The sequence below is a fragment of the Microcoleus sp. SVA1B4 genome, assembly GCF_036700545.1.
Taxonomy (GTDB): Bacteria; Cyanobacteriota; Cyanobacteriia; order Cyanobacteriales; family Microcoleaceae; genus Microcoleus.
The window spans coordinates 53,318-79,927 of the sequence record NZ_JAUBPB010000020.1; the positions used below are offsets into that span (position 1 = coordinate 53,318).

16 protein-coding genes are annotated in these 26,610 nt (G+C 44.7%); 9 read left to right on the plus strand and 7 right to left on the minus strand.

Annotated elements, in window-relative coordinates:
* The first annotated feature begins 22 nt into the window (after window positions 1–22).
* A complete protein-coding gene (locus tag QT987_RS12090) occupies window positions 23–862 on the plus strand; it encodes a Tab2/Atab2 family RNA-binding protein (protein WP_333240098.1) in 840 nt (279 codons plus the stop codon).
* Between the two features lie 148 nt (window positions 863–1,010).
* Here the strand turns inward: QT987_RS12090 and QT987_RS12095 are convergent, their stop codons facing one another.
* A complete protein-coding gene (locus QT987_RS12095; protein ID WP_333240101.1) occupies window positions 1,011–1,217 on the minus strand; it encodes a hypothetical protein in 207 nt (68 codons plus the stop codon).
* Window positions 1,218–1,426: 209 nt separating this feature from the next.
* On the opposite strand from QT987_RS12095, the gene QT987_RS12100 reads away from it, so the two are divergent.
* Window positions 1,427–2,299, plus strand: coding sequence for an S-methyl-5'-thioadenosine phosphorylase (locus QT987_RS12100; protein ID WP_333240103.1), 873 nt, complete (start codon window positions 1,427–1,429; stop codon window positions 2,297–2,299).
* 436 nt (window positions 2,300–2,735) lie between these two features.
* Window positions 2,736–3,818 (plus strand): HNH endonuclease, encoded by a 1,083-nt coding sequence (locus tag QT987_RS12105; protein ID WP_333240105.1) that lies wholly within the window; start codon window positions 2,736–2,738, stop codon window positions 3,816–3,818.
* Window positions 3,819–3,907: 89 nt separating this feature from the next.
* On the opposite strand, the gene QT987_RS12110 is transcribed toward QT987_RS12105, so the two are convergent.
* Window positions 3,908–5,131 carry a tetratricopeptide repeat protein gene (locus tag QT987_RS12110; protein ID WP_333240107.1) on the minus strand — a complete coding sequence of 408 codons (1,224 nt, stop codon included), beginning with the start codon at window positions 5,129–5,131 and terminating at the stop codon, window positions 3,908–3,910.
* 76 nt (window positions 5,132–5,207) lie between these two features.
* Here QT987_RS12110 and QT987_RS12115 point away from each other — a divergent pair, with 76 nt between their 5' ends.
* Window positions 5,208–5,699 carry a WbuC family cupin fold metalloprotein gene (locus tag QT987_RS12115; protein ID WP_333240109.1) on the plus strand — a complete coding sequence of 164 codons (492 nt, stop codon included), beginning with the start codon at window positions 5,208–5,210 and terminating at the stop codon, window positions 5,697–5,699.
* A gap of 141 nt (window positions 5,700–5,840) precedes the next feature.
* Here QT987_RS12115 and QT987_RS12120 read toward each other — a convergent pair whose 3' ends face one another.
* The 4 genes from QT987_RS12120 to QT987_RS12135 form a co-directional block, all read right to left on the minus strand.
* Window positions 5,841–6,353, minus strand: coding sequence for a hypothetical protein (locus QT987_RS12120; protein WP_333240111.1), 513 nt, complete (start codon window positions 6,351–6,353; stop codon window positions 5,841–5,843).
* A gap of 314 nt (window positions 6,354–6,667) precedes the next feature.
* Entirely contained in the window at window positions 6,668–8,476 is a 1,809-nt protein-coding gene (locus tag QT987_RS12125; protein ID WP_333240113.1) for a PAS domain-containing sensor histidine kinase, read from the minus strand.
* Between the two features lie 27 nt (window positions 8,477–8,503).
* Window positions 8,504–11,677, minus strand: coding sequence for an MASE1 domain-containing protein (locus QT987_RS12130; protein WP_333240115.1), 3,174 nt, complete (start codon window positions 11,675–11,677; stop codon window positions 8,504–8,506).
* 245 nt (window positions 11,678–11,922) lie between these two features.
* Window positions 11,923–13,554, minus strand: coding sequence for a serine/threonine-protein kinase (locus QT987_RS12135; RefSeq protein WP_333240117.1), 1,632 nt, complete (start codon window positions 13,552–13,554; stop codon window positions 11,923–11,925).
* Between the two features lie 533 nt (window positions 13,555–14,087).
* Here QT987_RS12135 and pheT point away from each other — a divergent pair.
* From pheT to QT987_RS12155, 4 genes are all read left to right on the plus strand, one after another.
* Window positions 14,088–16,532, plus strand: a complete 2,445-nt coding sequence (gene pheT, locus QT987_RS12140) for a phenylalanine--tRNA ligase subunit beta (RefSeq protein WP_333240119.1) — start codon at window positions 14,088–14,090, stop codon at window positions 16,530–16,532.
* Between the two features lie 465 nt (window positions 16,533–16,997).
* Window positions 16,998–17,267 (plus strand): YciI family protein, encoded by a 270-nt coding sequence (locus QT987_RS12145; protein WP_333053901.1) that lies wholly within the window; start codon window positions 16,998–17,000, stop codon window positions 17,265–17,267.
* A 13-nt stretch (window positions 17,268–17,280) separates the two neighbouring features.
* On the plus strand, window positions 17,281–20,319 hold the full coding sequence (locus QT987_RS12150) for a hypothetical protein (protein ID WP_333240122.1): 3,039 nt from the start codon (window positions 17,281–17,283) through the stop codon (window positions 20,317–20,319).
* Complete coding sequence (locus QT987_RS12155) at window positions 20,309–23,974, plus strand: helicase-related protein (protein WP_333240124.1); 3,666 nt, start codon at window positions 20,309–20,311, stop codon at window positions 23,972–23,974. Before QT987_RS12150 ends, QT987_RS12155 begins: the two co-directional genes overlap by 11 nt.
* A 220-nt stretch (window positions 23,975–24,194) precedes the next feature.
* Here the strand turns inward: QT987_RS12155 and QT987_RS29930 are convergent, their stop codons facing one another.
* Entirely contained in the window at window positions 24,195–25,625 is a 1,431-nt protein-coding gene (locus tag QT987_RS29930) for a metal ABC transporter substrate-binding protein (protein WP_445299705.1), read from the minus strand.
* Window positions 25,626–25,727: 102 nt separating this feature from the next.
* Between QT987_RS29930 and QT987_RS12165 the strand changes: the two genes are divergently transcribed.
* Window positions 25,728–26,537 carry a metal ABC transporter ATP-binding protein gene (locus tag QT987_RS12165; RefSeq protein ID WP_445299704.1) on the plus strand — a complete coding sequence of 270 codons (810 nt, stop codon included), beginning with the start codon at window positions 25,728–25,730 and terminating at the stop codon, window positions 26,535–26,537.
* Window positions 26,538–26,610: the final 73 nt, after the last annotated feature.

Sequence of the window (26,610 nt, forward strand, 5' to 3'; positions counted from 1 at the left end):
AGATTTTATTTTTTAATTATTTATGCGTATTTGGCAAGCAGATTTTTACCGCCGCCCTCTCCAAGACGAAACTGGCAAACTACTGTGGGAACTCTTAATTTGCGACTCGGAAGGCAGTTTTCAATTTAGCGCTGTTTGCCGCCAGGAGGCCGCAAATTCTAATTGGCTAGCCTCGCAGTTGCAGCAGCAAGCTCAAACTCAGAATTTGCCCGACTTGATTCAAGTATTTAGACCTCAGTCTCTCGGCTTAATCGAAGCTGCGGGCAAAGTGTTGGGTGTCAGGGTAGAAGCGACTCGGCGCACTGCGGCTCTGAAATTGCTGCTGCAACAACGCGCCAAAGAATATTTGAGTATGCCTAATTATACAGGTGAAACTTACAGCGCGATCGCCCTCGACTCGCCGCCGCCCGTACCCTTACCCGAAAACCTCTGGGGCGATGGCTGGCGTTTTGCTTCCCTACCCGCCGGCGACATTGAAGAGGCTTTCCAAGGGCGTCCCGTGCCCATCTTGGAAATGCCAGAATTGCTGTTACCGCTGAATTTAGGCTTGGCCTCAACAGTACCCGTACCGGGAGTTGTAATTGACGGCGGACGCCAGTCTATGCGGTTGGCTAGATGGCTTCAGGATGCCAAACCTTTTGCTTTGAATTATATTGCTGGAGAACCAGACGGATTGATATTGGAAGCTGGGTTAGTAGATAGGTGGGTTGTGGCTACTTTTGAAGATAGCGAGGTGAAAGCCGCGGCCCAAATTTACCAACAGCGCAAGCAATTAAGTAAAGGATTACATTTTTTTTTAGTGCAGCCCGATGATAGTGGCATGACTTATACAGGCTTTTGGCTGTTGAATTTTGAGCGATAATTAAGATGTAAATAATATTATTTGTGATGTCAAGGGTTCGCGCACCTAAAAATAGTAAAACACCGCCGGAACTCAGTTCCCGCCGATACAGACTCAAGCATAAATTTTAAAACAGCTTCTTGAGTTAGCAAGAGATTGTGCTGCCAAGTTATTCTACAACTAAAATCAAGCCGTTTTGGATGCCCTGACACACTCGGTTGATTTGACACTGGTCTTTTTCGTTCAAACCTTTCTGGGCTAGCATGGCTGATTTCAGCAGCCGTCTGTCAAGGGGAGTAATTTGACGAAAAGCAAAGATGCGCTGGACGATCGCCTCGATCGAGATTTTGGGGAGGTTAGCAGAGCTGACTGTCATGGCCTTAACACGCTAAAAATAAGTAACAGAACTATGTACCTTTATTTTTAAAGATTTTGTGAAGCTACTTTGTGATTATAATCACATATATTTAGTGACAAAATAGTGTATGCAGGGTGACTGTTGTCACGAAATCTTCAATTATCTTTACGCCAACTTAACGATGGCCCGATAGAATCACTGTGGTAAAACTCAAGCAGAGGGTAAAAATGGCACAAGCAAAAATCGGAATTATCGGCGGCAGCGGTTTGTATAAAATGGAGGCCCTCAAGGATATTGAAGAGGTGAAAATTGATACACCTTTTGGAGCGCCATCGGATGCCGCAATTGTGGGAACATTGGACGGTACGCCGGTAGCATTTCTGGCTAGACACGGCCGCAACCACACTTTTTTGCCCTCAGAAGTGCCATATCGCGCAAATATTTATGCAATGAAGAGTTTGGGAGTTGAGTATTTAATCTCAGCGTCGGCGGTTGGTTCTCTGAAAGCTGAGGCTAAACCTTTAGATATGGTAGTGCCCGATCAGTTTATCGATCGTACAAAAAATCGAGTTTCTACCTTTTTTGGAGAAGGAATAGTCGGTCACATCACTTTCGGCGATCCGGTTTGCGGCGAATTGGCTAAAGTGTTAGCAAGTGCGATCGAATCCTTGAACCTCCCCGACGTTAACCTCCACCGGGGCGGCACTTACGTCTGCATGGAAGGCCCCGCATTTTCCACAAAAGCAGAATCAAACCTTTACCGCAGTTGGGATGCCACAGTCATTGGGATGACCAATTTGCCGGAAGCAAAATTAGCCAGAGAAGCTGAGATTGCCTACGCAACTTTAGCATTAGTCACAGACTACGACTGCTGGCATACCGAACACGACAGCGTAACAGTAGAAATGGTAATAGCCAATTTGCACCGAAATGCAGAGAATGCTCAAAAAGTCATTCAAGAAACAGTCCGTAGACTAACAGAAAATCCACCTGTTTCTGATGCACATTCTGCTTTGAAATATGCAATTCTGACTCGGCTGGATCAAGTGCCGGCCGCAACTAAGGAGAAAATGGGTTTGTTGTTGCAGAAGTATTTGTAGTTAGTCATCCGTTTCGCGCCAGTAAATGCCACAATCTTGAGCTAGCGCATACTATCCGTCGGGGTCATGTCAACTATCTAATCGTGAAAGTAATTTTACGAGCAGTTAATGACCCCGATAAATGATGAATAATTGCTATAACTTCCTCTCGTGTGAGAACAGTTGGCATAGAACGACTTCTTTTGGGCCGTACTGTATCAACTTGTAAATCTAATTCTAAGTTTCGGCTTTTTGTGACTTAGGAGTTGACTATACGAAAAATTTCGCTATAATAAATATTTGGCTTGCTTAGTCTAAGAAAACAGCAATCTCTATCAATTTTAGGTACGAAGGAAAAGTCACATTGGATTTCACACCACAAGTTAGGAATACAGCAAACTAGCCAGATATCGATCGGTGTGATTGAATAGCTCGTGAAATACATGGAGTCAAAAACGTGCCAGATAGTCACAATATTAATGAAGTAATTTTTGTAGAGAGGGATACTCAAATTTTCAATATCCCTGACACTAAAACCAGGCTTTCAACACTGCAAAATTATTTTTTCCCTCGGCTAGAAAAGTTACTGCGTTATACCCTTGATGTTGTGGCGCAAGTCTACGATGTGAATCCATACGAGAGAATGACTTTTGCCTACTCTCCAAGTCATCGAGATAAAGCAAAGGAGAACAAAGACTATGGCTTTGTTCATATTGGAATTATTGCAAAACGGGGTGACAAACCGCTCAAAATTCTCAAGAGAAATGGACAGCCATTCTTTCTTCATCCCACTTATCTGACGTTTAAGGTATTTCCTAGTGGAACAATTCATGCTGAGCTAATGCCATTTCGTCAAGGCGTAGATGATGCTTACGTGGCAAGAATTTCCCAACTCGTCGCTAAGTATAGCGAGGTTTTAATGCCACTATTATCGGTAGCACGTATTTCACATACGACGTATAATCCTGAATTTGAAGTTCTGCCTCTTCATCAGGCAATTGTGCCTGAAGAAGTAGGGTCAGAAGCTATAAGGTTGATATCACCAAAATACTACTTTCCTGTTAGTCCAGGGCGAGGATTGTCTGAACTAATTATTGCATTCATCCTCTTATATGCTTTAGCAGAATCATTTATTTGTATTGGTGAAGGACGAGCACCTCAGCTTGAAAATAGGCTTGAGCAATTCAAAGAATTTTATCTCGCTTTTAAAAATACCGAAAATGACATAGAAACAGAAGAAAGCGAGGAAGAAGATTTCGATTCTTCAAAAATGCCTGAACTAGACAGTTATTCTTTTGTGAGAGCAGGTAAATGGTGGGCTGTACTTGCTAGAGATAAATGGAAATGTCTTAGCTGTGGTAGATCGGCACGGGAAGATGGAGTTTTATTGGAAGTTGACCACATTATCCCCCGCTCAAAAGGTGGTTCTAACGATATGAGTAATCTACAAACTCTTTGCAAAAAGTGTAATATTGGCAAAAGTAATCGAGACAGCACAAGACTTTGTGTGACTTCTGATGAATTGATAGATCGAATGTAGATAGCGTAATTTTTCGGCGCGTGACTTTTATTAGTCATCAGTGATAAATTTGAAATAATTTGTGGTCACGCAGCCTAGAATTACAGCTATTAACTTATCAACTGCTTGAATGCGTCGTGTTCGCGAATCTTCTCCAAATCAGCTTCACTTTTTGCCAACTCTTTACACACATTCGGATTGAGATTGAGGGCCCGCTTTAAATTTTCAATTGCTAATTCAATTTTACCTTGTAGCGCATAACATCGGGCTTTGTTGTACCAAATTCTGTAAAAATCAGGTCGGATTTTAGCAGCATTGTCGTAGGAAGCGATCGCCGCTTCGTATTGTTGCAATTTGGAGAGTGCAACGCCTCGATTGTTCCAAGCGTCAGTATAATCATTTTTAATTTGTAGGGCTTGATTGTAAGAAATTACTGCTTGTTCGTACTCCTGCATTTTGGAAAAAGCAACGCCTCGGTTGTTCCAAGCATCGGCGTAATCGGGTTTGGCTTGAATTGCTTGTTCGTAACAGCCGATCGCCTCCTGGTACTTCTGCAACTCCAACAATACCACGCCTCGATTGTTCCAAGCGTCGGGATAATTCGGACGAATTGTAGTAGCTTGTTCGTAGGAGGCGATCGCCTCTGGATACCGCTGCATTCTTGTGAGCACTACTCCCCGGTTATTCCAAGTATCGGCTAAATCCGGCTGAATTTGCAAAGCCTGATCGTAAGCTGCGATCGCATCTTGATAACGGTTTTCAAAGAAACAAGCATCTCCCTGTTTAGCATAGTCGGCGGCCGTCAATAGCTGTTGGTAATTGCCATAGTTAACCGGAGCAAATTCTTGAATTTGGGCATCGGGGAATAAAAGGTCTGTTTCTGCCTCGGCCGAGTGATTTTGGTGTTGAATTTCGCCTAAGATAGTTTCAGCGTCGGAAATTAATAGTTTTAATTGAGAGATTGTATCGTAATGGAGACTTTCAATTTCTTGGCGAGCAATTGTTGTCTGCTTGGACAATTTGCTCAACAGAAACCAAACCCCGACTCCGGCTGCTGCCGGAAACAAAGTTAGGGCAATTACCAGCCCGTTAAGCAGTACCGCCGTGCGCCCGAAGGCAATGTCAACTTCTTCTTGAACTCGATCGCGAATTTCTTCTTTAAGTTGCTGCTGTGAGAATTGCTGCTGAACCAACAGTGCCGCCGTCGGTTCAGACGCAAAAACGGTATTGGCGCAGACTAGAATAGTCAAAAGGGCGATCGGGCTAATACTTTTTCTAAAGATACTTGACAAACGCATTGCCTTAGTGATACGCACCTGAGTTGCGATTTCCATGTGTCAAGAGATGCTGATAACGATGATCCCAGACTAGCCCATTTGTTCAAAAACTATTAAATACAGGATATCTGTTGTGCAGTCCCCTCCGATCAAATTGCTGACGCAAGAATTGCTAGACGAAGTTGCCGCTTCCTCCCGCCGCAGTCCCCGCCAGCGACAAAATTATAATTTCCATGATTTGTCTGAAAAAGTGCAGCGGTTTGTCAACGTGCTGCAACCGGGCACTTACGTCCGCCCTCACCAACACCTGCGCCCGCCTGCTTTTAACGGTTTTGAGTTTTTTGTGGTGATTCAAGGAGAAGTCGGTATTGTTATTTTGAACGAAAACGGTCAAATCCTGCGATCGTTGCGAGTCAGCGCGGCGGGCCCAACTCGCGCTGTCGAACTGCCAGAGGGCACTATTCACACGTTAGTAGCTTTGACACAGGATACTGTGATTTTGGAGTTTAAGGAAGGGCCTTACGACGTGGGGGCTGATAAAGACTTTTTGGCAAGTTTTCCTGCTGAGGGAACTGCGGCGGCGCGAGAATTAGTCCAGATGTGGGAAGCGGAATTTAACTGTTGACTGTTGAGAGTTGACAGTTGACAGTTGACTGTTAAAAATCTAAAATCTAAAATCTAAAATCTAAAATCTATTGACTGTTGACGGTTAAAAACCTAAAATCTAAAATCTAAAATCTAAAATCTAAAATCGATGGGCTGATTACTAATTACTGATGAATCTAATTGTCGTCATCCGATTGTATAAATCTGGGGCGGTGCGAATGATTTTTCTCAGGAGCTCATCCGTCACCCAAAAGACGAGAGGAAACGAAAATGTTTTGCTGAATTCGCTGCATAATAGGTTGGTAGAAACGAGCAATCGATCGATCGGCTCCACTGATTCCAAACCGAGGAGCATTAAAGCTGGAGGCTGTTCCCCGTCTATTTCTGCTGCGATTGTCGTGTAGAGAGTTGTCGCCGATTTGGGCAAAAACAGTTGTCGCGGTTTCACGGGACAATTTACTTGCAGTCGATCGACTATTTGCTGCCGCAAAGCCAGCGAGTTGCAGTTGACTAAAACGAAAGAAAAGTAACCTTGGGAAAGACGGAGAGTCCGAATTAAAGTTGAGAACGACCGCTCGTTATATTTAGCTGAGTCGTACTTAGCTGAGTCGTACTTAGCTGAGTCGTACTTAGCTGTATTTTCAGAGCTTTGCTCGATAAACATAAATTGCATATTTTTTATCTAGTTTTAGAGATTTTCTAGATTAAATGATGTTTCTAAAGAAAATGTGAAGATCGGAAATTTATTTTTTATTTAAAAACATTTCGGTAACTATACCACGGTTTTAAATTAATATCAATAGTCCGATCGAAATATTCCGAGCGATAGATTTGGCTTGAACCACTCAAAAAGAACCTGCGACGGCACAACACAAGTATAGCCACTGCAGAACGAAGAAGCATATTTGGCAATGGTTTCAGCAATTAATAACGTTCTAAATATTTGGCACAATTGCTAGATTAAATGTAATTTAAAATACCAAAAAATTACCTAAAATTCTCAGCCAGCGGCAAAGTAAACCAAAAACTTGCCCCAGCACCGGGAGTGCTAATTACCCCAATTTGGCCGCCGTGAGCACCAATAATTTGCCGACAAAGATATAGACCCAAACCCAAACCGACGGAGTGTCGGGATTCATAACCCCTAACGTAAAGGTCAAAAAGATGTTCGCACTGTTCCGGCAATATTCCCGCCCCGTCATCTTTCACGGTACAGTAAATCATCCTACTTCCGGGATTGGGGATTGGGGATTGGGAATTGGTAATGGGGGATTGTGGATTAGTAATCGGTAATTTGTCGATGTTTTGTTTTGCTGTGCTTTGATTTATAGTTAATTTTTCCGCATTGATTACTTGAGCAGAAACAGTTAAATTCAGTCCCGGAAAATTGTGTTTCAAAGCATTAGCTATTAAATTAGAGAACACACGCCACAACTGAGTTTTGTCCGCATTCACGGCTGGCAAATCATCCGGTACTAAATTTTTAAAAGTAGCTTTACCCTCATTCATTAAAGGTTCCAAATCTGTCGCAGCCGCTTCAACTATCGCTTTCAAGTCAACCGATTCGCAGTGCAAAACCAAACCGCGCAATTCCCCGGCGTGAACTTCCAACAGCGAATTTATCAAGCGCAATTGCTGCTCGCTACCTTGAATCATCCGCTCCAAAATAGAACGGGGAATTGCGATCGAATCCCCGGTTTTCGTTTGCCAATTTTTCAGTACCATTAACATTCCCGCTACCGGGTTTCGCAAGTCGTGAGAAAGAGCGTGGATAAACAGCCGTAGCGATTCTTGTGCTTGTTTGCGCTGCGTGATATCCTCAATTAAACCCTCATAATAAAGCAGGGCGCCGCTGCTGTCCCGTACCGCCCGCGCCTTCTCGGAAATCCAGACAATACTGCCGTCACAGCGGTAAATTTTAGATTCAAAATCCGATACTGTGCCGCTTTCCTCGATCGATCGCAAAAACTCATTTCTGCGAGCCGGATCGACGTACAACTGCCGCTCAATATCAGTAAACTTTGTCGTCACTTCTTCCGGGGAATCGCAGCCGTAAATCCGCGCCAAAGCTGGATTGGCAGTAATATAACGACCATCGGGAGTGCTTTGAAAAATCCCCTCGCCCGCATTCTCAAAAATGCTGCGGTACTTCGCCTCCGCCACCTCCAACTGCTGGTAAGCAGATTCCAACTCACGCCTGGTACTAAACTCTTTCCGTTGCAGACATTCGTACCAATAAACCGACAAATCGCAAATCAAACAAAACCAAAACAAATATAAGTAAAACCCGGTCAACTTAAAAGGAGTATACTTAGCAAAACTTAGATTTAAAACCAAATTTATCCCGACGTGGCAAAACAAAACGCCGAGTTGAGAAATTAGGTGGAGGCGCCAGCGGACGGGCATCAGCGTAGCTTGGATGAGAAACGCTAAACTCCAGGTAAAAATTGGTAATTCCCCAGCTTGTGCGACAGCTAGCCCAATCTGTACAACCACCGTCAGCGACCACGAAAAACCCAAAAATAGCAAACCGGGATAGCGCTGTCCGAAGGAGGTTTTTTGCAACACAAAACAGGTCAACAAACCCAACTCTACAGCAGCGCTCGTGTACAAATAAACACTTTCAAACTCCTGGCGAGCGAAGAATCTTTCGCCCATAAAATAGACCGTTATGCTGAAAGCAAAAAAGATGGCAATTCCGACAGCAGGGCGCAGGCGATCTCGGAGGAAGCGATCGCGCCACACCTCGTAAACCGTTAACGCCTGAACAGATTTTGCCTTGCCCAAAGAGTTCATACCATTTTAGATTTTAGATTTTAGATTTTAGATTGAGAAAGATCGATCGTCCGAGTTGACAACAGGTAGCGAAAACCAGAAAGTCGAACCACCGCCGGGAGTGCTTTCGACGCCGATCGAGCCGCCGTGAGCTTTGATAATTTGCTTGGAGAGGTACAAGCCCAAACCCAGCCCTGTTAATTGTCGGCTATTAGGGTCTTGAACGTAAAGTTCAAACAAAGATTCCCGCTGTTTGGCGCTGATTCCCACTCCATTATCTGTTACAGTACAGCGAACCATTTTTACGGTGACACCTGGCAATTTGCTGCCGATATTGCCAATTTGGCCCTGATAGCGGGGCATTTTGCAACTGCCGTCGAGGTTGAATTTGGCCAGGGTTTCCTGATTTTTCTGGGTGGTTTCGCCCATCCTACTCAGATCGCCCGCAGCAGGTATCCGGTTAGCGATACAGCGGGCAATCTGAGTAGTTGGAGATGTTAAAGCCTGGGAATTTTCTTCATAACTTAGCGCTGTTTCAACTTCAATTACCTCGGCTTTAAAAGTTATATTGACTCCCGGAGGATTGTGTTTAATAGCATTAGTCAACAGATTTTCTAGCACCCGCTGCAAGTGTTGGCGATCGGCATTGACTTGTGGCAAATCCGCCGGAATTTCAAACGTCAAAGTTGCTTGATTTTTGGCCAGCATCGGTTCTAAATCGGCAACAATGGCTGAAGCTAAAGACGGCAAATGCAGCGGTACAGTATGGAGAACAATCCCTTTCACCTCGCTAGCGTGAGCGTCGAGCAGGGTATTAACCATAGTCAACTGGTGTTCGCTGGCCTGAACGATGCGCTGCAAAATCGATCGAGAAACCGGAACATCTTGTAGAGAGTCAGAGGGCGATTTGTTGAGCAAATTTTTCAGCAGTATTAACATTCCCATAACAGGAGTGCGGAGATTGTGAGAAACTGCGTGCAAAAATAGGTCTTTCAGGCGGTTGCTTTCTTGCAACTCGTGCATTTTTTGCTGTAGTTGGCGGGTGCGTTCCTCCACTTGAGATTCCAAGTTGGCATTGAGAGCTTTTACCTGCTGCAAAAGTTGGGCTTGCTGTAGGGCGATCGCCACTTGGGTAGCGAGTTTTTCCAACAAATCAATTTCAAATTCCTGCCACTGGCGGGGCCCGGAACACTGGTTGACGGCCAAGATCCCGAACAATTCATCCCCCAGGAAGATCGGCACATTTAACGTCGCTCTAATTTGATAATCGCTGTACAATTGGGCAATTGGAACGCTCTGTTGAACGCTAGCAGTATCGGAGATAGCTCGGACGCGGTTGTTAGCATAAAAAGTTTTCTGGTTTTCTAGCTGATTCTCGTCAGCGAGTACCCACCCCAAAAGAGAACGGCATTGGCCTCCCACAGACTCAGCCACAACCTTACCGTACACCGGGCTAGGAAGATTTACCCCGTCCGTGTCCACAATACCGATGAAAGCGCGGTCTGCCTTGAAAAATTGCCGGACTTCGGCAACAGTAGTGTTGAGAATTTCTTCGAGGTCGAGGGAGTTGCGAATTCGCAGGGCGATTTCTGAGAGCAAGCGATCGCGATCGGAGGACGCCCGCAAAGCGGTTTCCGCGCGGTGGCGTTCGGTAACGTCTTGGACTGTGGCGGCGATCGCCCCTGACTCAATTGCCGACTGTTCGCAGACAGTGCGTTCGGAGCCATCTGGCAGCACAATTCGGTAGTTAATGCAATAGGCTTGGCGTTCCAACATAGCTTGGCGCTGCGATCGCGCCACCAATTCTCTGTCTTCTGGATGTACAGCTTGCAAAAAAACGGATGGTGTCGGTTTGACAGTTCCAGGAGCAAAACCCAAGAGGCGGTAAAGTTCGTTTGACCACCGCAATTCGATATGGGATATATGATGTTCTGCGGATTCTTGGCAGTTGTAAGTTGCTGTGAGGGCGGCGCAATTTAAATCCCAATTTCCCAACTGAGCGATGCGCTGAGCGTTGGCTAAACTAGCTTCGCGATCGCGCAGCCGGGCCGCCGTGCGGCGCACCTCCACCAGCGCTTGCTGGCGTTCTGCTACGGCGGCGGCCAACATCAGAGCCACAAGGGCGATCGTACCGGTAAAAGCTTGTAAAAATAAAACCGCCTGTTTGAGATTATCGCTTTTGGCCAAAAACGGGCCGCCTCCCTGTACTGCTCCCCAAATCGCGATGTAAGAGACGATCGAATAAGCAAAAATCGCTCCTGCCGGTTGAAACCGCAGAGCGGCCCAAACTATCAGAGGAAAAGGCAGATACTCCAGCGGATACAGAGCGATCGCCGCTTGTGTTTTTGAGCAAAAAAACAGCCAGCTCACGCTCAGCAAGAGAGTCAGCCAGAGCGCGATTTCGGAATAATTAACAATTAAAAATAGAAGATTATAGCGGTTTGACTTTGCCGAAAATCTCCTGGGATAATTTGTAACTTGTGATGGGTAACTGTCCCAGTTAAAAAATGTTTTTAAACTTGAAATAATCCCAGGTTTTATCTCACATTTTACACCATTATCAAGGACAGGCAAGATGCCTGTTCCACAAGAAAATTCATCTCTTGTGGAACAGGCATCTTGCCTGTTCCTAAACAAGTAATTGAGAATAATGAAACATCTCAGTTTGAGTGGAAATTTAAAACTGTTAACCGCGTGGTTCAAAGTCAGGAGCACAGGCGTCACAATCAAAATTCCCATACCGTCTCCCAGCCACGTAGTCCACCAGTTGCGAGAGAAATTGCTCCACTGAGCCCAACCAAAAATGCACGTACCCAAGTTGCCGAGGATAGAGCCTAGTAAAGTAGACCCGATGACAGCGCCCGCTACTAAAGCCAGAACATCTCGCAGTCGATCGAGTTTAGTAGAAAATCCGCTCCAAGTCAGCAAAGCCTCTCCAGCCAGCGCTTGCAGGGTGACGCTAAAGGCCGATGTGGCAATGACAGCCGACGGTACACCGCCGGTAGAGTTTAACAGCACTGAACCGAGGACAATTCCCGGCCACATCCGTCGCCCTTGCAGTAGCAGTGCCGCTAGAGCAATACCGGCGGGCGGCCACACGGGGGAGGCTTCGGCTTTCACCAGTCCCAGCATCGACGCTGCGAGTTTTCCGGTAACAAAGTAGGCCAGCGCCAGGATGCCGGTGTACAGAAGCGTTCGAGTGCGGCGGTTGAGCAGTTTCATGTTTAGGTGCGATCGAATCCTCCATTCCTAGTTTTTAATTTAGGCGGCCGATCGGCGATCGAACTTCCTCCTGACGACTCACCTGACTGGGGGAGTGGGAAGTAGGGGAGAGGGGGAGAGAGGGAGAGTGGGAGAGGGGGAGAGTGGGAGAGTGGGAGAGTGGGAGAGTGGGAGAGTGGGAGCATTTTTTATCTTCCCTCTTCTGACTAATGACTAATGACTGATGACTGATGACTCATGACTTCTTAAAATCCAAAAGTCCGCTTACCATCCGGCTTAACAGTAAGCCAATTGGTCTTTGCCATTGCCAGTTGTTCGTCAGAAACTGTAGCGTTGGTAAGATTCGCCCCGCACAAATTTGCTCCCCGCAAATTCGCCTTAGTCAAATAAGCCCCCGTCAAGTCAGCACCTCGGAAATCCGCCCCTTCAAAATTGGCAGTGCTGCAATAAGCCTCAGTCAAATTAGCATCTCGCAAATTCGCCTGAATTAACCGGGCGTGACCCAAATTCGCCCCCGACAAATCCGCTGCTTGCAAATTTGCCTTCACCAACCTAGCCTGATAAAAATTACTTCCCGCTAACTGCAATTTTTGCAGTTGCAGGCCAGACAGTTCGCAGTCAGCAAAATCGCGCTTGCCTTTAAAATATGCCGCTCGCAAGCTGTTGGTGTCCCACTTAGGAGCAACTTTCGATACCTTTGACGCTGCTAAATTGCCGCTAGAATGTCCAACCGTTCCAAAAGTTCTGCCTGACTCAGCCAGAGTCCGGGAAACTCGGGGCTGCATCCCTGTGTTCCCAGATTGGCCGAAGGAAGTTCTACCAGCGCGAGTGTGGTTCGATCGTAAATCTTGATTAATTTTACTCCTCGGCGGTGACCACGAAGAACCCTCGTCATTAAATATTGTCGGTTCTTCAACAGTACGAGAAGAGCCGTTGAATTGAGTTGCCAAGCCATCGACAAGACTTGGGTCTTCAAATTCGCCAGAGAGAGCTCTGAGGACATCTGCTGCCGATTGGAAGCGGTGGCCAACCATCGGCTTCAGCATTTTTTCGAGAATCCGCGCAAAATATGCGCTTACCTGAACGTGGGGCTGCCAAACAATTTCGCCGGTTACTCCATCAAAATCTAAATCCTTGGGCGACTTTCCTGTCAACAAGTACAAGCAAGTCATCCCCACCGCGTAGATGTCGCTGGCAAATATCGGCCGCAGCGCCATTTGTTCCGGCGGAGCAAAACTAAATGTGCCGACTGAAAATTTCGTGTTGGCGCTTTGGTCGGCGGGGTCTAATAATATTGTTTGGCTAACTTGGTCTTTTACCGCTCCGAAATCAATCAGAACTAAGTGCCCGTCTTGAACTCGGCGAATAATATTTGCGGGTTTGATGTCTCGGTGAATTACTCCTTGGCTGTGGATATATTGCACTACTGGCAGAATTTCTAATAGAAAATTTTTAACATCCGATTCGTTGAAACGGCCTGAGTGCTTGACTTCTTGTTTCAAAGTCGAGCCTTTAACATACTCTTGAACTAAGTAAAATTGCTGTTCCGTTTCAAAATAGTCTAGCAGCCTCGGTACTTGCGGGTGGTCGCCCAGTTGACCCAGGGTTTTTGCCTCTCGCTTAAATAATTCCCGCGCCATTTCTAAAACTCGCGGCGACGAACTACTGGGTCGCAGTTGCTTGACTACACAACTCGGTTGACCGGGCAATGAGATGTCTTTTGCCAGAAATGTAGCTCCAAAACCTCCTTGTCCTAACGGTTCAATAACTCGGTAGCGAGCGCGCAGCAATAACCGCGCACCGCACGTCTGACACTGGAGAATAGAGTCAGCAGGGTTTTGAGGATGGGGACAGCCCGGATTTACGCAGTAGCTCATATTGATTGAGTTTGCCTATGTTGTTCTGATCTTGTCAGCGTCGCTCGACTGCACAAATAGCTGGTTCCTGCTTCTGGTAGACATACTAATCTATCAGTTTTCGGCAAACCGTGCCTTCGATCGCGAATTGGAATTGCACCTAAGTCTTTTAAGCCAATATCTTTTCCCTATTTTGATTATCTCGCTGGTTTGAGTGTTTTCGGTTGATTATCCTTGAAGATAGTTTAAAGACTTGCTAAAGTTGTGCTTTTTTGTGTAAAGTCTTTCTAAACTTAAGTGCTTTTTGCGTTGTTAGATGTATCTAGCATACCTCATTCTCTGAATAAGAATGCTACTCATCCCCCAGTAGCCATCGACCTTTGGGCAGATCCCTAGTTTTTGCTGATGTGTACCATAACAGTCTTGACAAAATTGAATTTGTATGCTATGAAAAGCTTTCCCGAATAAATTCTGGGACTCAAAAGTCGTAGCCCGTCGGCGCCGACTAATGACTAATAACTACAGAGCACTGACAACTAACTACTGACTAAATTATGCGTATTTCTCTAAAGTGGCTGCAGGAATTGGTGGATGTGGCGATATCGCCGGAAGAATTAGCCGAAACCCTGACAATGGCAGGCTTTGAAGTTGAAGAAATCGAAGACCGCCGGCCGTGGGCAAGCGGCGTAGTTTTGGGCAAAATCATCGCCTGCGAACAGCATCCGAATGCAGACAAATTGAGAGTTTGTCAAGTCGATGTCGGCTCTTCAGAAGCTTTGAATATTGTTTGCGGTGCACCCAACGCTAGGGCAGACATTTACGTGCCTGTCGCTGTTGTCGGAACTTATTTATCGACTATTGATTTAAAGATTAAACCTGCTAAATTGCGGGGCGTTCCTTCCGAAGGAATGATTTGCTCTCTGGCAGAATTGGGACTATCTAAAGAGTCAGCCGGCATTCACATTTTTGAGTTAGAAAATCCCGAATTGGGCAGCGATATTCGCCCACTTTTGGGTTTAGATGATGTGATTTTAGACTTGACAGCAACTGCCAACCGTGCTGACGCTTTGAGCATGGTGGGTGTAGCGCGGGAAGTGGCGGCGCTGACTGGCGCGAGTTTGAGAATTCCCGAAGCGAATGGTGTGGCGATTGAGGGCAAAGAAACTCCTGGTTTGGCAGTAGAAATATCCGAACCGCAAGGATGCCCGATTTACATCGGCACGGCAATTGAATGTGTGAAAATTGCTGCTTCTCCAGCTTGGTTGCAGCAGCGGTTGCAGGCGGCGGGAGTGCGGCCAATTAATAATGTGGTTGACGTGACTAATTACATTTTATTGGAATGGGGACAACCGCTGCACGCTTTCGATCGCGATCGCCTGCAATCTTTCACTGGTACTCAAGATATCAGCATCGGCGTCCGCTTTGCCAAAACAGGGGAATCCTTCAAAACCTTGGACGGACAAAACCGCAATTTGCAAGCACAAAATCTGTTAATTACTGCTAGCGACAAACCTGTTGCCTTAGCTGGGGTAATGGGTGGCGAAGATACGGAAGTTCACGAAGGAACGCAAAATTTAGTCCTGGAAGCAGCGATTTTTGACCAGGCAACGATTCGCCGTTCTGCGCGCGCTCAAGGCCTGCGGAGCGAGGCATCGATCCGCTACGAGCGGGGGGTGAATCAGGCGGCTTTGACGACGGCTTGCAACCGCGCTGTTGCCCTGATTTTGGAGTTGGCTGGAGGCACGGCGACGGTGCAGAAAACGGCGAGTTCGGGCGAGGATTTGAGTTTTTCGCGATCGCTCGAATTGCGTTTAGACCGAGTAAATCTGGTTTTGGGGCAGTTGAAAAGAGGACAAACGGGCGGTTCTAAATATCTGGAACCGGAAGAGGTGAAAAATATTCTCACAGCTTTGGGATGCGAAGTTGTTCCAACGGAAAAAGAACGGGTGTTTGCGATAACTGTTCCTCCTTACCGCTACCGCGATTTAGAAAGGGAAATCGATTTAATTGAAGAAGTTGCCAGACTCCACGGTTATGACAATTTCTGCGATACTTTGCCCAGCAAAACGGAACCAGGTTATTTGTCACCAGAATACGCGGCAATTCGGAATGTGCGATCGGCTTTTCGGGCGGCTGGTTTGACGGAGTTGATGCACTATTCTTTGGTGAAAACTGAGGGGGATAATCAGGTGGTGCTGGCGAATCCGCTGTTTGTGGAGTATTCAGCTTTGCGGACAGAAATGCTGTCGGGTTTGATTGATGCTTTTCAGTACAATTTGGAACAGGGAAATGGCGCACTAAACGGTTTTGAAGTCGGCCGCATTTTCTGGAAAGATGGGGATGCAATGAAGGAAGCCGATGCAGTGGCGGGGATTATCGGCGGCGATCCGACTGTGTGGAAATGGCAGCAAGGAGGGCGCGATCGACCTTTGACTTGGTTTGAAGCTAAGGGGGTTTTAGAAAGCGCGTTTCAGGAGTTGGGTTTGTCGGTGGAATATCAAAGCGATTCCTCGAATACACGCTTGCATCCGGGCCGCACGGCTGCGTTATCGTTAAACGGGAAACATTTAGGAGTTTTTGGACAGTTGCACCCACAATTGCAGCAAGAAAAGGATTTGCCTGAGCAGGTTTACGTGTTTCAATTAGATTTAGCCGTGCTGTTGGGTGAGTTAGGGCGATCGAGCAACTTAACTCGCAAATTCGCTGGTTATTCGAGTTTCCCCGCTTCTGACAGAGACATTGCATTTTTCGCACCGGTTGAAGTTCCGGTTGTAGATATGCAGAGTGCGATGAAAAAGGCCGCGGGTAGTTTGCTGGATTCGGTGGAATTGTTTGACGAATATCGGGGCGACAACGTACCGGCGGGACAGCGGAGTTTGGCTTTTCGGTTAATTTACCGCGCGGGCGATCGAACTTTGAGCGAAACCGATGTCGAACCGGCACAACAAAAAGTGCGCGATGTTTTAGTTGAGAAATTCGGCGTTAGTTTGAGAAGCTAAAGAGGCCGCTACTCACCAATGGAAACCGCCAGGGAATGAATTCCCTGGCTCAAAGCTAAAGTCCTCTCAAGAGGACTAACAAGACTTACGGATTACAAGGTAAATTTGCCATTTTGAGCAAAGCGAAGAATCTCAAATTTTTGCTACGAGGCCGTCTAAAGTGCATAATTGCTAACTAATGAACTCTTCAGTCCTCTTGAGAGGACTTCAGCTTTGAAACGGGGGTTTCAACCCCTGCCGGACTCAGGGAAAAAGCGTTAAATTAACACCAATGGCCGCAACATCTCCCCAACCATTTAAGTAATAAATTTCTCCTCCTCTCCAACAAACCTCTCTCTTTCCCCTCTTCCTCTGCGCCCTCTGCGCCCTCTGCGGTTCATTAATCTTATTCTTAAAATTTTAGTTAAATCCTCTTACTCTTATTGTACAATAACTTTTAAACAAATTCATCTAAGGCTAAAAAATATGACCAAATATGTGATGTGGGGAAGTTACTGCGAAGACGTTCTAGAAAAACGCGCTCCGTTTCGAGACGCTCATTTGGCTGGATTGGCTAAGCAGAAGGAATCGGGCGTGTTAAGTACGATCGGGCCAACAAAAGATTTAACAAAAGTTTTTGCAATTTACGAAGCGGAAGATGAGGCGGCCGTGCGACAATTGGTGGAATCCGATCCTTATTGGGTAAATGGGGTTTGGACTGAGTACGACGTGAAAGAGTGGATTCAAGCTTTTTGAAGGGGTTAACAGGGTGAACATCTTAAGATTGGATGACAGCGATTTAGTTCCAGTGGACTATGGCGATTTGCTGGACAAGATTTTAGAAACATTGCAGACTAAAAATCCGTTTAGCGTATCAGAAGACAGCCGCCGCTTGCTAATTGATATTGATGCCATTGCTGCCGATGTTTCCAACAAGCAAGTGCGGCAACCCTTGGGTTCTTTTGAACGCCAAGCAGATTCTGCCACTGTTAATTTTCCGCCGGAAATAGAAGAGCATTTTGGCAGTGAAATTAGGCAGATTCAACAGTGTTTGCGGCACCAACTAGAATTTAAACTTCCTCAAAATACCTCGATTGAAAGGTTTGTCGCTAATTTGATTAGTCCCTTAGACTCACCATCTTTTCGGGGAAGCGGCCAAGAGTTAGGCTTTAAATACGATTTTGGCACCCGCCACCCTTCTTTAGAAAAAGAAAGGCTAACTTTGGAAAGCCGAGGTACTGGAAGCCATGCAGCTTTAAAATTGCACAAATTGACCGTTACCGTCCGAAATACGGATATTTTTGAACAAGAACTCAAGCAGGGTTTACAAAATTATATCAATGAAAATGCCGAGACTAGCAGTGAGAAAGAAGACCTTAACCACCGTCTTGATGAGATGGTTAAAAATCCTGACTCGGATTTTCACAAATTAATCCGACTCGTAGACAAAGAAACTCTCGGCAAAATTCAAAAAGAAGCTAAAATAACCTACTTGGAATACCTGCTAGAACACATCCGCGCTAGCAGCAAAGATACTGTAGGCATCATCTATTTAGAAGACTTGATTCGCCGCATCAGATTGATAGAAGAATACATCAACGACCCAACTAAATCCGATGGCGAGTACGAAGTTAATTATGCTGGTGTTCGAGTTAATTATCGAGAGATATTTGCCCGATCCGAATTTTTAGATGCACTGCCAATTATTCCCATTGTATCAGGTTACTTGGGAGAAAGTACGGACAATTCTCGTAACGAGCGTAAGTTTATCTTTGGCCTCAAAATCAAATTTGATAACTCAGTTCAAGCGCGCGGTGGAAAAGATGTATTTGAGTATTATCTGAACCTGCTAAATCCCGACAGTGAAGAACATCAAGCAGAATTTGATGAGGATTATCATCCCGAAACCTTCGTCCGCAAACTGTTAAAAATAGCATTGCTCTACTATTTTGTGCTGGCTTCCCGCAATGACCCACTAGCACAAAATTACGACCCGGAATCTGAACTAAATCATCAGCCTAGAACCCTATTTGAACAAAGAGTCTTGCCCGTTTTGCAAGGTTCTAACGATGAGCAAAAAAAAGAGCTTTTTCGCAACTTTATTAAAGGGCTTAATCAGTTTAACATAAAACACAAAATTACGCATCTGAGAAGAATGCTAAAAGGCTTTCTGGAGCGTCAAACAATTTTACCAACCCGCACAGAAACGCGACACGTAAACCTCAAAATAGGTCTGGTAGAAGATATTGACAATATTTTGACGAATGGTAAATTTTTTAATGACATTATGGAGCGAAATTACAAGCAAACGCTTCATTATATTACCGTCAAAGAACCTAGTGTCGATGAAAAATCTATTTGTCAGCTACCCGTCAATATCAGCATCGAAGATGTCCGGTATTTCCCAACTGATGAACGCCAAAATTTCAGCATGGAATATAATATCAAAGGTGTCGATGTTTTGCCTGTACTTTCTGCACCTAAAGCCCCTCGCTCTAGAGAAATCTACGAAAAACATTTTCAGACCAAATTAGTTGTGTTTCCCTATGACGATAGACGACTAGACTGCGGCGATAAAGGTTTACAACCTGCAGCAATTTTTGTGTATAAGTTTACCATGTTGCTGCTGTCCTATATCTGTCTGAGGATATTGCTCGAAAGTGCTGCGGACAACTTGTTTATTCCGATGGTGAGGCTCCACGAAGGCGACCACAATCACCCTTCGCCGTCAGAAGTGTTTATGGCTAACCTTTCTAAAACATTGTCTCATATTTTGAGTGAAAAACAACGCTCAACTTCTCAAGGATTTCGGATTAGAAAAACGCCCAATGGTTACACAATTCGTAACGGTTTGAGTTCCCTGTATTCAATCCTTCCTAAAAAGTTTCGATTCAATGATGTACAGCTAGCTCCTGAGTTGGATAAATTGGCAATTATTGTCGTTTCCAGCCGGGATAGTGATGCGAAAAGAAGCAATCAAAACCGCTTCCAAAGACAAGCCAGCTTAATCGGAGAAATTGTCGGAATCAATCGTCTAGATGACAGTACAATTCAAGTCGAAATGCTGAAAACACTTTCCGAGAATTACAGTGTCAGCCGTCTTTATTCTGAGCCGTTAATCCTTGAAGATGCAATGAGTCAGCTTTATCAGCAAGGATATCGGAATTTCGCATATATTTCGCAAGCACCTTACATGAGTACGCTGCATATTACTCAGACTGAGGAAGATGAGGAATTGTCTTTCATGTCAAAAAAATTGCTCCGAACTTTGAAGGGAGAGCGACGAGATATCAAAATTTATCCGATGTTTTTTGATAAATACTATGTCCGCAGTTTCCTAGGCGATAGGGAAAAATCTTTTTACATTCAGGATGCAATGGAGCTGGAAAGCTTGTTTGCAGATACCAGTCAGCAAGCTGTGATGTTTTTAAACTTGTTTAACGGAATTAAAGTCAAGGAGGAAAAGAACTTTTATAACGGTGTGATTTCCTACTCGACGCTGTTGCATATATACGAAGGTATTCTGGATGACCAAGACATTCACCAAGGGTTGATTTACGACGGTGCAATTAAAGATACTTTGCTACATTATTTAACAATCTTTCACTTTTATCGCTATGAAGCTCGCAAGAAAAATCTGAGTTTTAAACTTGATCCCTACGAGCAGATTATCGGTGATGAATCGGTGGGTGCTTTGTCTGTATTTAGTCATGCTGGCGGTAGTGCAGATTTTAATTCCCTGGCATTTTTGAATAAAGTAAGAGAAGTCTTGAATGTGGATGATGGAGGTATTAATCATGATTGGTGAAGATTTTGGGCGGCTGTTTGAGGTGGGATTTAATATTGGGATTCTGGCGTATATTCAGCGTGAAAATATAGCTCACAATTTCGGAGATTCCTACCGTCTCGATTTGCAGAAACTAGAATTGCCAAAGATGATGGCGGAAATAACTAGGGAAGCTAATCTCCTCGGTAGTTTGGATGCTAAAATTGTTGAGAAGTGGAGTCTATTTTTTCTCCAAAAAGGCTTTATTGGTGGGTTGAATTTCTTCCGGGAGTACCTCACATCTACGGGCTGGACTTTAAGGTTATCGCAAATCTTGTATTTTCAGTGCAGTTTGAGTTGTGCTAACAGTATTAGAACCCAGAATGACGATGAGACAGAAGTTTTTAAAGCGTTTAAGAAGGTATTATCTCAGTTTGAAACAGCGCAACCAAATTTCTCAGACGATGAGATTAACTCCTACATCCGCCGCTACAAGAAAAAAGGCGAGTTTTTGCAAGCTGATACCCTGATTTTGTTGCAAAATGGTAAGGATTTTAGAATTCTGTGCGTTGATTTGTCTGTGTTTACTCCTCCGTTGACTTCGGAAAAAGTCGATAATCTCAACGAAATAGAGGTGATGCGGAAGTCTTTGCTCAGAGAAATTAGCTATTTGCGATCGAAAAGTGTTTTTTCTAATCTGCGAATCGATACTAGCACTTTAGGTATTGACTTTTCGGAGGGTTTAAACCGCTATTTTACGGCTTTTAAGTATAAGGATAAGGAAAGCGCTAAGTTGATTCAGGCTGGTAGCTACGCTCACAGCTTCTACGGTTTTCTGCAAACGACTGGTATGATTCCTGATGGTGCTGAGGTGTTGTTGAATGTTGTCGGTTATAGCGATCGCACAATTAGCGCAATTTCCCTCCGCAGTGATAAAATTGACATCTTGGCGAATTGTGCCAAAATCTACCAGCAGGAAGCGAAAAATAAAGAGATTAACGATGCTCGCGGCGATGTTTTAGATACGATTCAACTCAACGCAGCTCGCAGTTTTCAAAATGGCAAAAAGTTTGTCAGCGATTTGTTGACGATTGGCAAAAGTTCTACACCTGTACGTAATACAGAGCGGATCGATAATTTTGTTAATTCCATAGATATTATATCAGATAAACTGGCCGATGATTTGCAAATCGATCGCGGATTACATCTGAGAAATGCTCACGCTCAATTGATTGTCAAAGCACTGCAATCTGATGAAACTTATATCTTTTTGACGGGGAATCCGGGAATTGGGAAAACAACTGCGATCGCAGATTTCCTCAAAACCCATATAACCGACGGTTTCTTGTTCTTTTACGTCAGTCCCCGCAAGCAAGTCAACTTAGATATCATCGATAAATTTCGAGACAAAAAGACTGGTTTGCTGTGCGACAATCGCTTATTTTGCATTAACTCAAGTTCCGATACTATAGACAGCAATTTTGGACAATGTACCGTCAACTACGTGGCAAATAATCATCACGAAAATTTTCAACAAAAAAGTGTCCACTTCATCAACAACAGGGCCGAAATGCAGCGGAAGGAATATCACCATCCGCAACTTCAAAGGAAGGGAGAAACAGTAATCAAACCTAGGATAGGCAAAAAGCATGGAGTGCTAAATAGCGTTTGTGAGGGAATATATTCGCTCATCAATCGTAAAACATCGAACAATATCGTGGCTACCGTTTCCATTCAGTCTTTAAAGGTGACAGAAACCGGAAAAAATACTCTCCAGCATTTAGAGAAAATATTTCAAGATGCTTACAACAAGGGGGAAAAAGCAGTCATTTCTCCTAAAATGCAAGAAATCTCCAGCCGCATCAAACACATTTTCATTATGATCGATGAAATTACTGGAGACGACGGCGGCGTTGAGTTTTTGCATGGAATTGGTAGGCTGCTTAACAAATATGACTTGCACAACCCAAAACACGGTTTTAATACTAAAATTATTGTAGCCGATGCTTCGATAGTTGACCCGGATGTGATTAAACAACACCTCGATGATACCTCGCCGGAACCGGATAAAATCTATTTCAAAAAGCTCCCAAAAACTTCTGAGGAAATCCCGCCTTTACAAGTTATTCCTTTTGAATTTAAACGATTAGCTGCTAAACTTATCAATACGAATTCCTATCCGGCTAGCAGTTTAGAGATAACTTACAAGGTGTTTGTAGAAGCTGTTAAGTTCACTGAAGCTATTTCTTTAAAACTAAATTATGATTTGGTAAAACGGGTACAGTCTCAAATAATTGAGGATATCAATCAGCGGTTAGCAATACCGGGAGTTGAACAAATTATCGTCTACATTCAGGATAAGCGAAGATTGGCGGAGTTGATTGATAAAATCCAAAATGAGCGAGAATTTAATCGCTATACCGATTATCTGGAAGTCCACGCGAATATCTCGGAAGAGGAGAAGGAGCAAATACAAAAGTGCAAAAATACAGCTAAAGTAATTTTTATGACTGCATCGGGAAGTCGCGGCTTATCTTTCCCGAAAACTAAGCATATTTTAGTAGATATTCCCCGCTTTCAGATTGAGAAAAATCTGATGGAAGTCATACAGGTGATTTATCGGGGACGCGGAGAATATGACAACGGTAAAACCCTTGATGGTGAAGATAAGGAATTGGTTTTTTATCTGTCTGATACAGCAGTTTATTACGCTGATGATGCGGAACTTTCTTTACAAGAAAGCAAGTTGAGTTTGTTGAATTTACTGCTAATTCTGAAGACTGCGGTGATGACGCGGATTGTGGGATATGGATATTTGGGTAGGGATAAGTTTTTGATGATTCCGATTGGCGGTAAGTCGGTTTCCGCAGTCGGGGATACTTTTAGCAGCAAAATGGCGGCTCTAATTAAAACGCTCAAGAGCGAAAGCATCCGAGGAAATAGGTTGCTAAAGGAGGTTTATACGAGTTTAGAAGAGCTTTTGGGTCGCGGGGAGTTTCTTTTGAAAAATTCGGATAAGTCTCGTCAAAAGGGCGATTCCTATCTGGAAATGCGGGAGGATTTTAATCGTAAGTTTTTGGAAAAGTGCAATCCTCTTGATGGTTTGTTGAGCTATGATAATTTAGAACTCGGTCATGTTTGCGGTAGTTTGTTGCTCGTACCTCTAGCTAAGCAAAATTTGCTGGAAACATACCAGATGCGGCTACGCGAACAAATTCAGAAGTGTGTAGATAATCAGTTGCTGCACAAAATGTATCAAATCAGGGATAGTGAGTCGTACCCGGAGAATGTACGATCAGCGATCAGAGGAAGTGCGATCGAGCTTTTGCAATTTCTCAACGGCGATGTGGAGAAAACTCAGTATTTTGAAGAGCAGAGTCAGCAGTTCGATCGCTATTATGCCATACCGCTGTTTGCTTTTGTCAGCGGGGAGGAAATGCAGGAGTATTTTGCTGACAGTAAGCTGGAAGAACCGGAAGATAGGCGGTTTCGGGATATTTTGTCGGCTTATGTGCGATCGATCTACCCTGTAGACAGTGTAATGCCGATCGGACACAAGTATCGAGATTTCCCATTTATCGTGTTTAGAAGCTACAGTTTAGAGCAAAGTCGAGAAAAGATTTTTACAGATAAATATCTTTTAAGTTCCAACGAATTGAACGTGCTCAATTTAATTTTGTCGAAGCAGGTAAACTGAAAATTGTAGGTGCGTCAGACTATTTTAGATTTTAGATTTTAGATTTTAGATTGGGAATCAAGGATGACCGAAAGCATCAGGATACAAGCCCCCGGATTCATCCGTCCAGAAATAGAAAACCTGTATCCGATAAACACGCCCCCCAATTTATCCGTGGGGTCAAGGCTTCAATCTAAAATCTAAAATCTAAAATCTAAAATCGATTGACGCGCCATACTTACTACTTGCTAACTTCAAACGGCGTGTATTTCCCCCCCAAAGCTTCGACGATGGCGCGAGTATTAGCCGACATCATTTTCACATAAGAATCGCCCTCGCTTCCGGGTGCCCCAATCGAATCGGAATAAAGTTGCTGCGCCGCCAATTTCACCCCCGCTTCCTCCGCTACTGTCCTAATCAGTTGCGGGTTAATTGTAGTTTCGGCAAAAATAGCAGGAACTCCCGCAGCTTTGACCGATTCTACTAACTTTTGCACCGTTTGAGCGCTCGGCTGTTCCTCGGTACTAATCCCGATCAAACTGTTAGGACTTCCCAATCCGTAGGCGCGGCTGTAATATTGAAAAGCATCGTGACTTGTGACTAATTTGCGCTGATTTTCGGGAATAGTTTTAATCTGTTGTTCGATCCAACTATCCAAGCGTTTTAACTCTTCAGTAAGTTTCACAGCATTCTGCGTAAACTTCTCCCGATCTTCCGGCGACAGTTCGATTAGCGCATCCCGAATCGCTTCCACCATTTGAACTGCATTTTCCACATTTCCCCAAACGTGCGGATCGGGTACGGTATTGCCTTCTTTATTCAATAGCAAAGGCTTGACAACTTCCCCCACTGCTAATTTCCGTGCCTTAATTCCGGCGGCATTCATCATCCTAATTAATCCCGGCTCCAAATTGTAACCGTTATACAAAATTAAGTTAGCTTGTTCTAAAGCTTGAGAATCTTTTGGCACCGGTTCGTAAACGTGAGGATCGGTTCCCGGCTGCAAAATTCCTGTTAGCTGAATTTCGTCGCCCGCTACTCGATCGGTCAAATCCTCAATAATTGTGCTGGTAGCAACTACCTTCGGTTTAGCATCTGCCTCTGGAGAGAGGCTATTGGTCTGGGTTTGAGCGCAACTAAATAAACCCACAGTCAAAATGCCGCAGGCAATAGTTCTAATCCAAAATACCTTGGACTTGTCCAATCTAGGGCCGGCGGTTTCAATCCCCGACTCACGGCTAAACTCCCCTTTATCAAGTTGCTTCACTGTTGCCGTCGGTTTTAACTCACATCTGACACCATTCTCAATAACTTGCTTAGGAACAGGCAAGATGCCTGTGCCACAAGAAAACTCATTCTTTGTGGAACGGGCATCTTGCCCGTTCTTGAGAAGGGTGGAAGATATCAGTTTTAACTCACATCTGACACCATTCTCAATAACTTGCTTAGGAACAGGCAAGATGCCTGTTCCACAAGAAAACTCATTCTTTGTGGAACGGGCATCTTGCCCGTTCTTGACGGGCAGGATGCCCACCCCATAAGAAAACTCACTCTTTGTGGAACAGGCATCTTGCCTGTTATTGAGAAGGGTGGAAGATATCAGTTTTAACCGACTTGAGATTTTCGCCGCCAAACCTATGGTTTGAGGGGTTTCGAGCTTGCAGTGTCCCATTATCTACCTCTCGTGCGTTCCAGATTATTCCTATTTACCGATGATTTCATATTCTTTTCATTTTTACAGTAAACTTAATAAAAAGGAGATAGACTCACCCCCATGAATACCGCCGCCTTCCCCAACGAGAATCCTTGGCCTAAAATGGTTTGCCACCTCAAAGACAGCGCTACCGACACTGAAATTATCGCTGTTAAGCACTTAGCAGTAAACTACCGCACGGTAGAGGCACTCAGAGATATCAATCTTTCCGTCAAACCGGGAAGGCTGACGGGTATTATTGGCCCCAACGGTGCCGGCAAAAGCACGCTAATCAAAGCAATGTTGGGCTTAATTCCCGCAAATCGCGGCACTGTTACCTGGGGCGAAGAAGCGATCGCCGATCGACTCGAAACAGTAGCCTACGTGCCCCAGCGATCGCAAATTGACTGGAACTATCCCGCCACCGTTTGGGATGTCGTGATGATGGGAAGAGTCAGAAAAGCCGGATGGTTTCGCCGCTTCTCGGCAGCTAGCCGCCGCACCGCTGCCGATGCCCTAGAAAGAGTAGGCATGACTGCTTACAAAGACAGACCGATCGGACAACTTTCCGGCGGACAGCAACAGCGAGTATTTCTAGCTAGAGCATTAGCCCAAGAAGCCGCTATTTTCTGCTTTGACGAGCCGTTTGTCGGCGTTGATCAAAAAACTCAAAATATCATTTTCGACATCTTCCACCAGCTAGCAAATGCCGGGAAAATCGTTTTAGTAGTTAACCATGACTTAGGCGAATCAATCACCAATTTTGATGATTTAATTTTGCTAAATACAGAACTGATTGCCGCTGGTTCCCGCCAAGAAGTGCTAACAAAAGAAAACCTTTACCGCGCCTACGGCGGACAAGTAATGTTCTTTGCCGGACAAGCCGCTTAATTAGCTAGCAGTCATTAATCTACGAGTTACGCTTTTGAACCCAGTTTCTTGGGTAATATTGGGTTTGGCAACG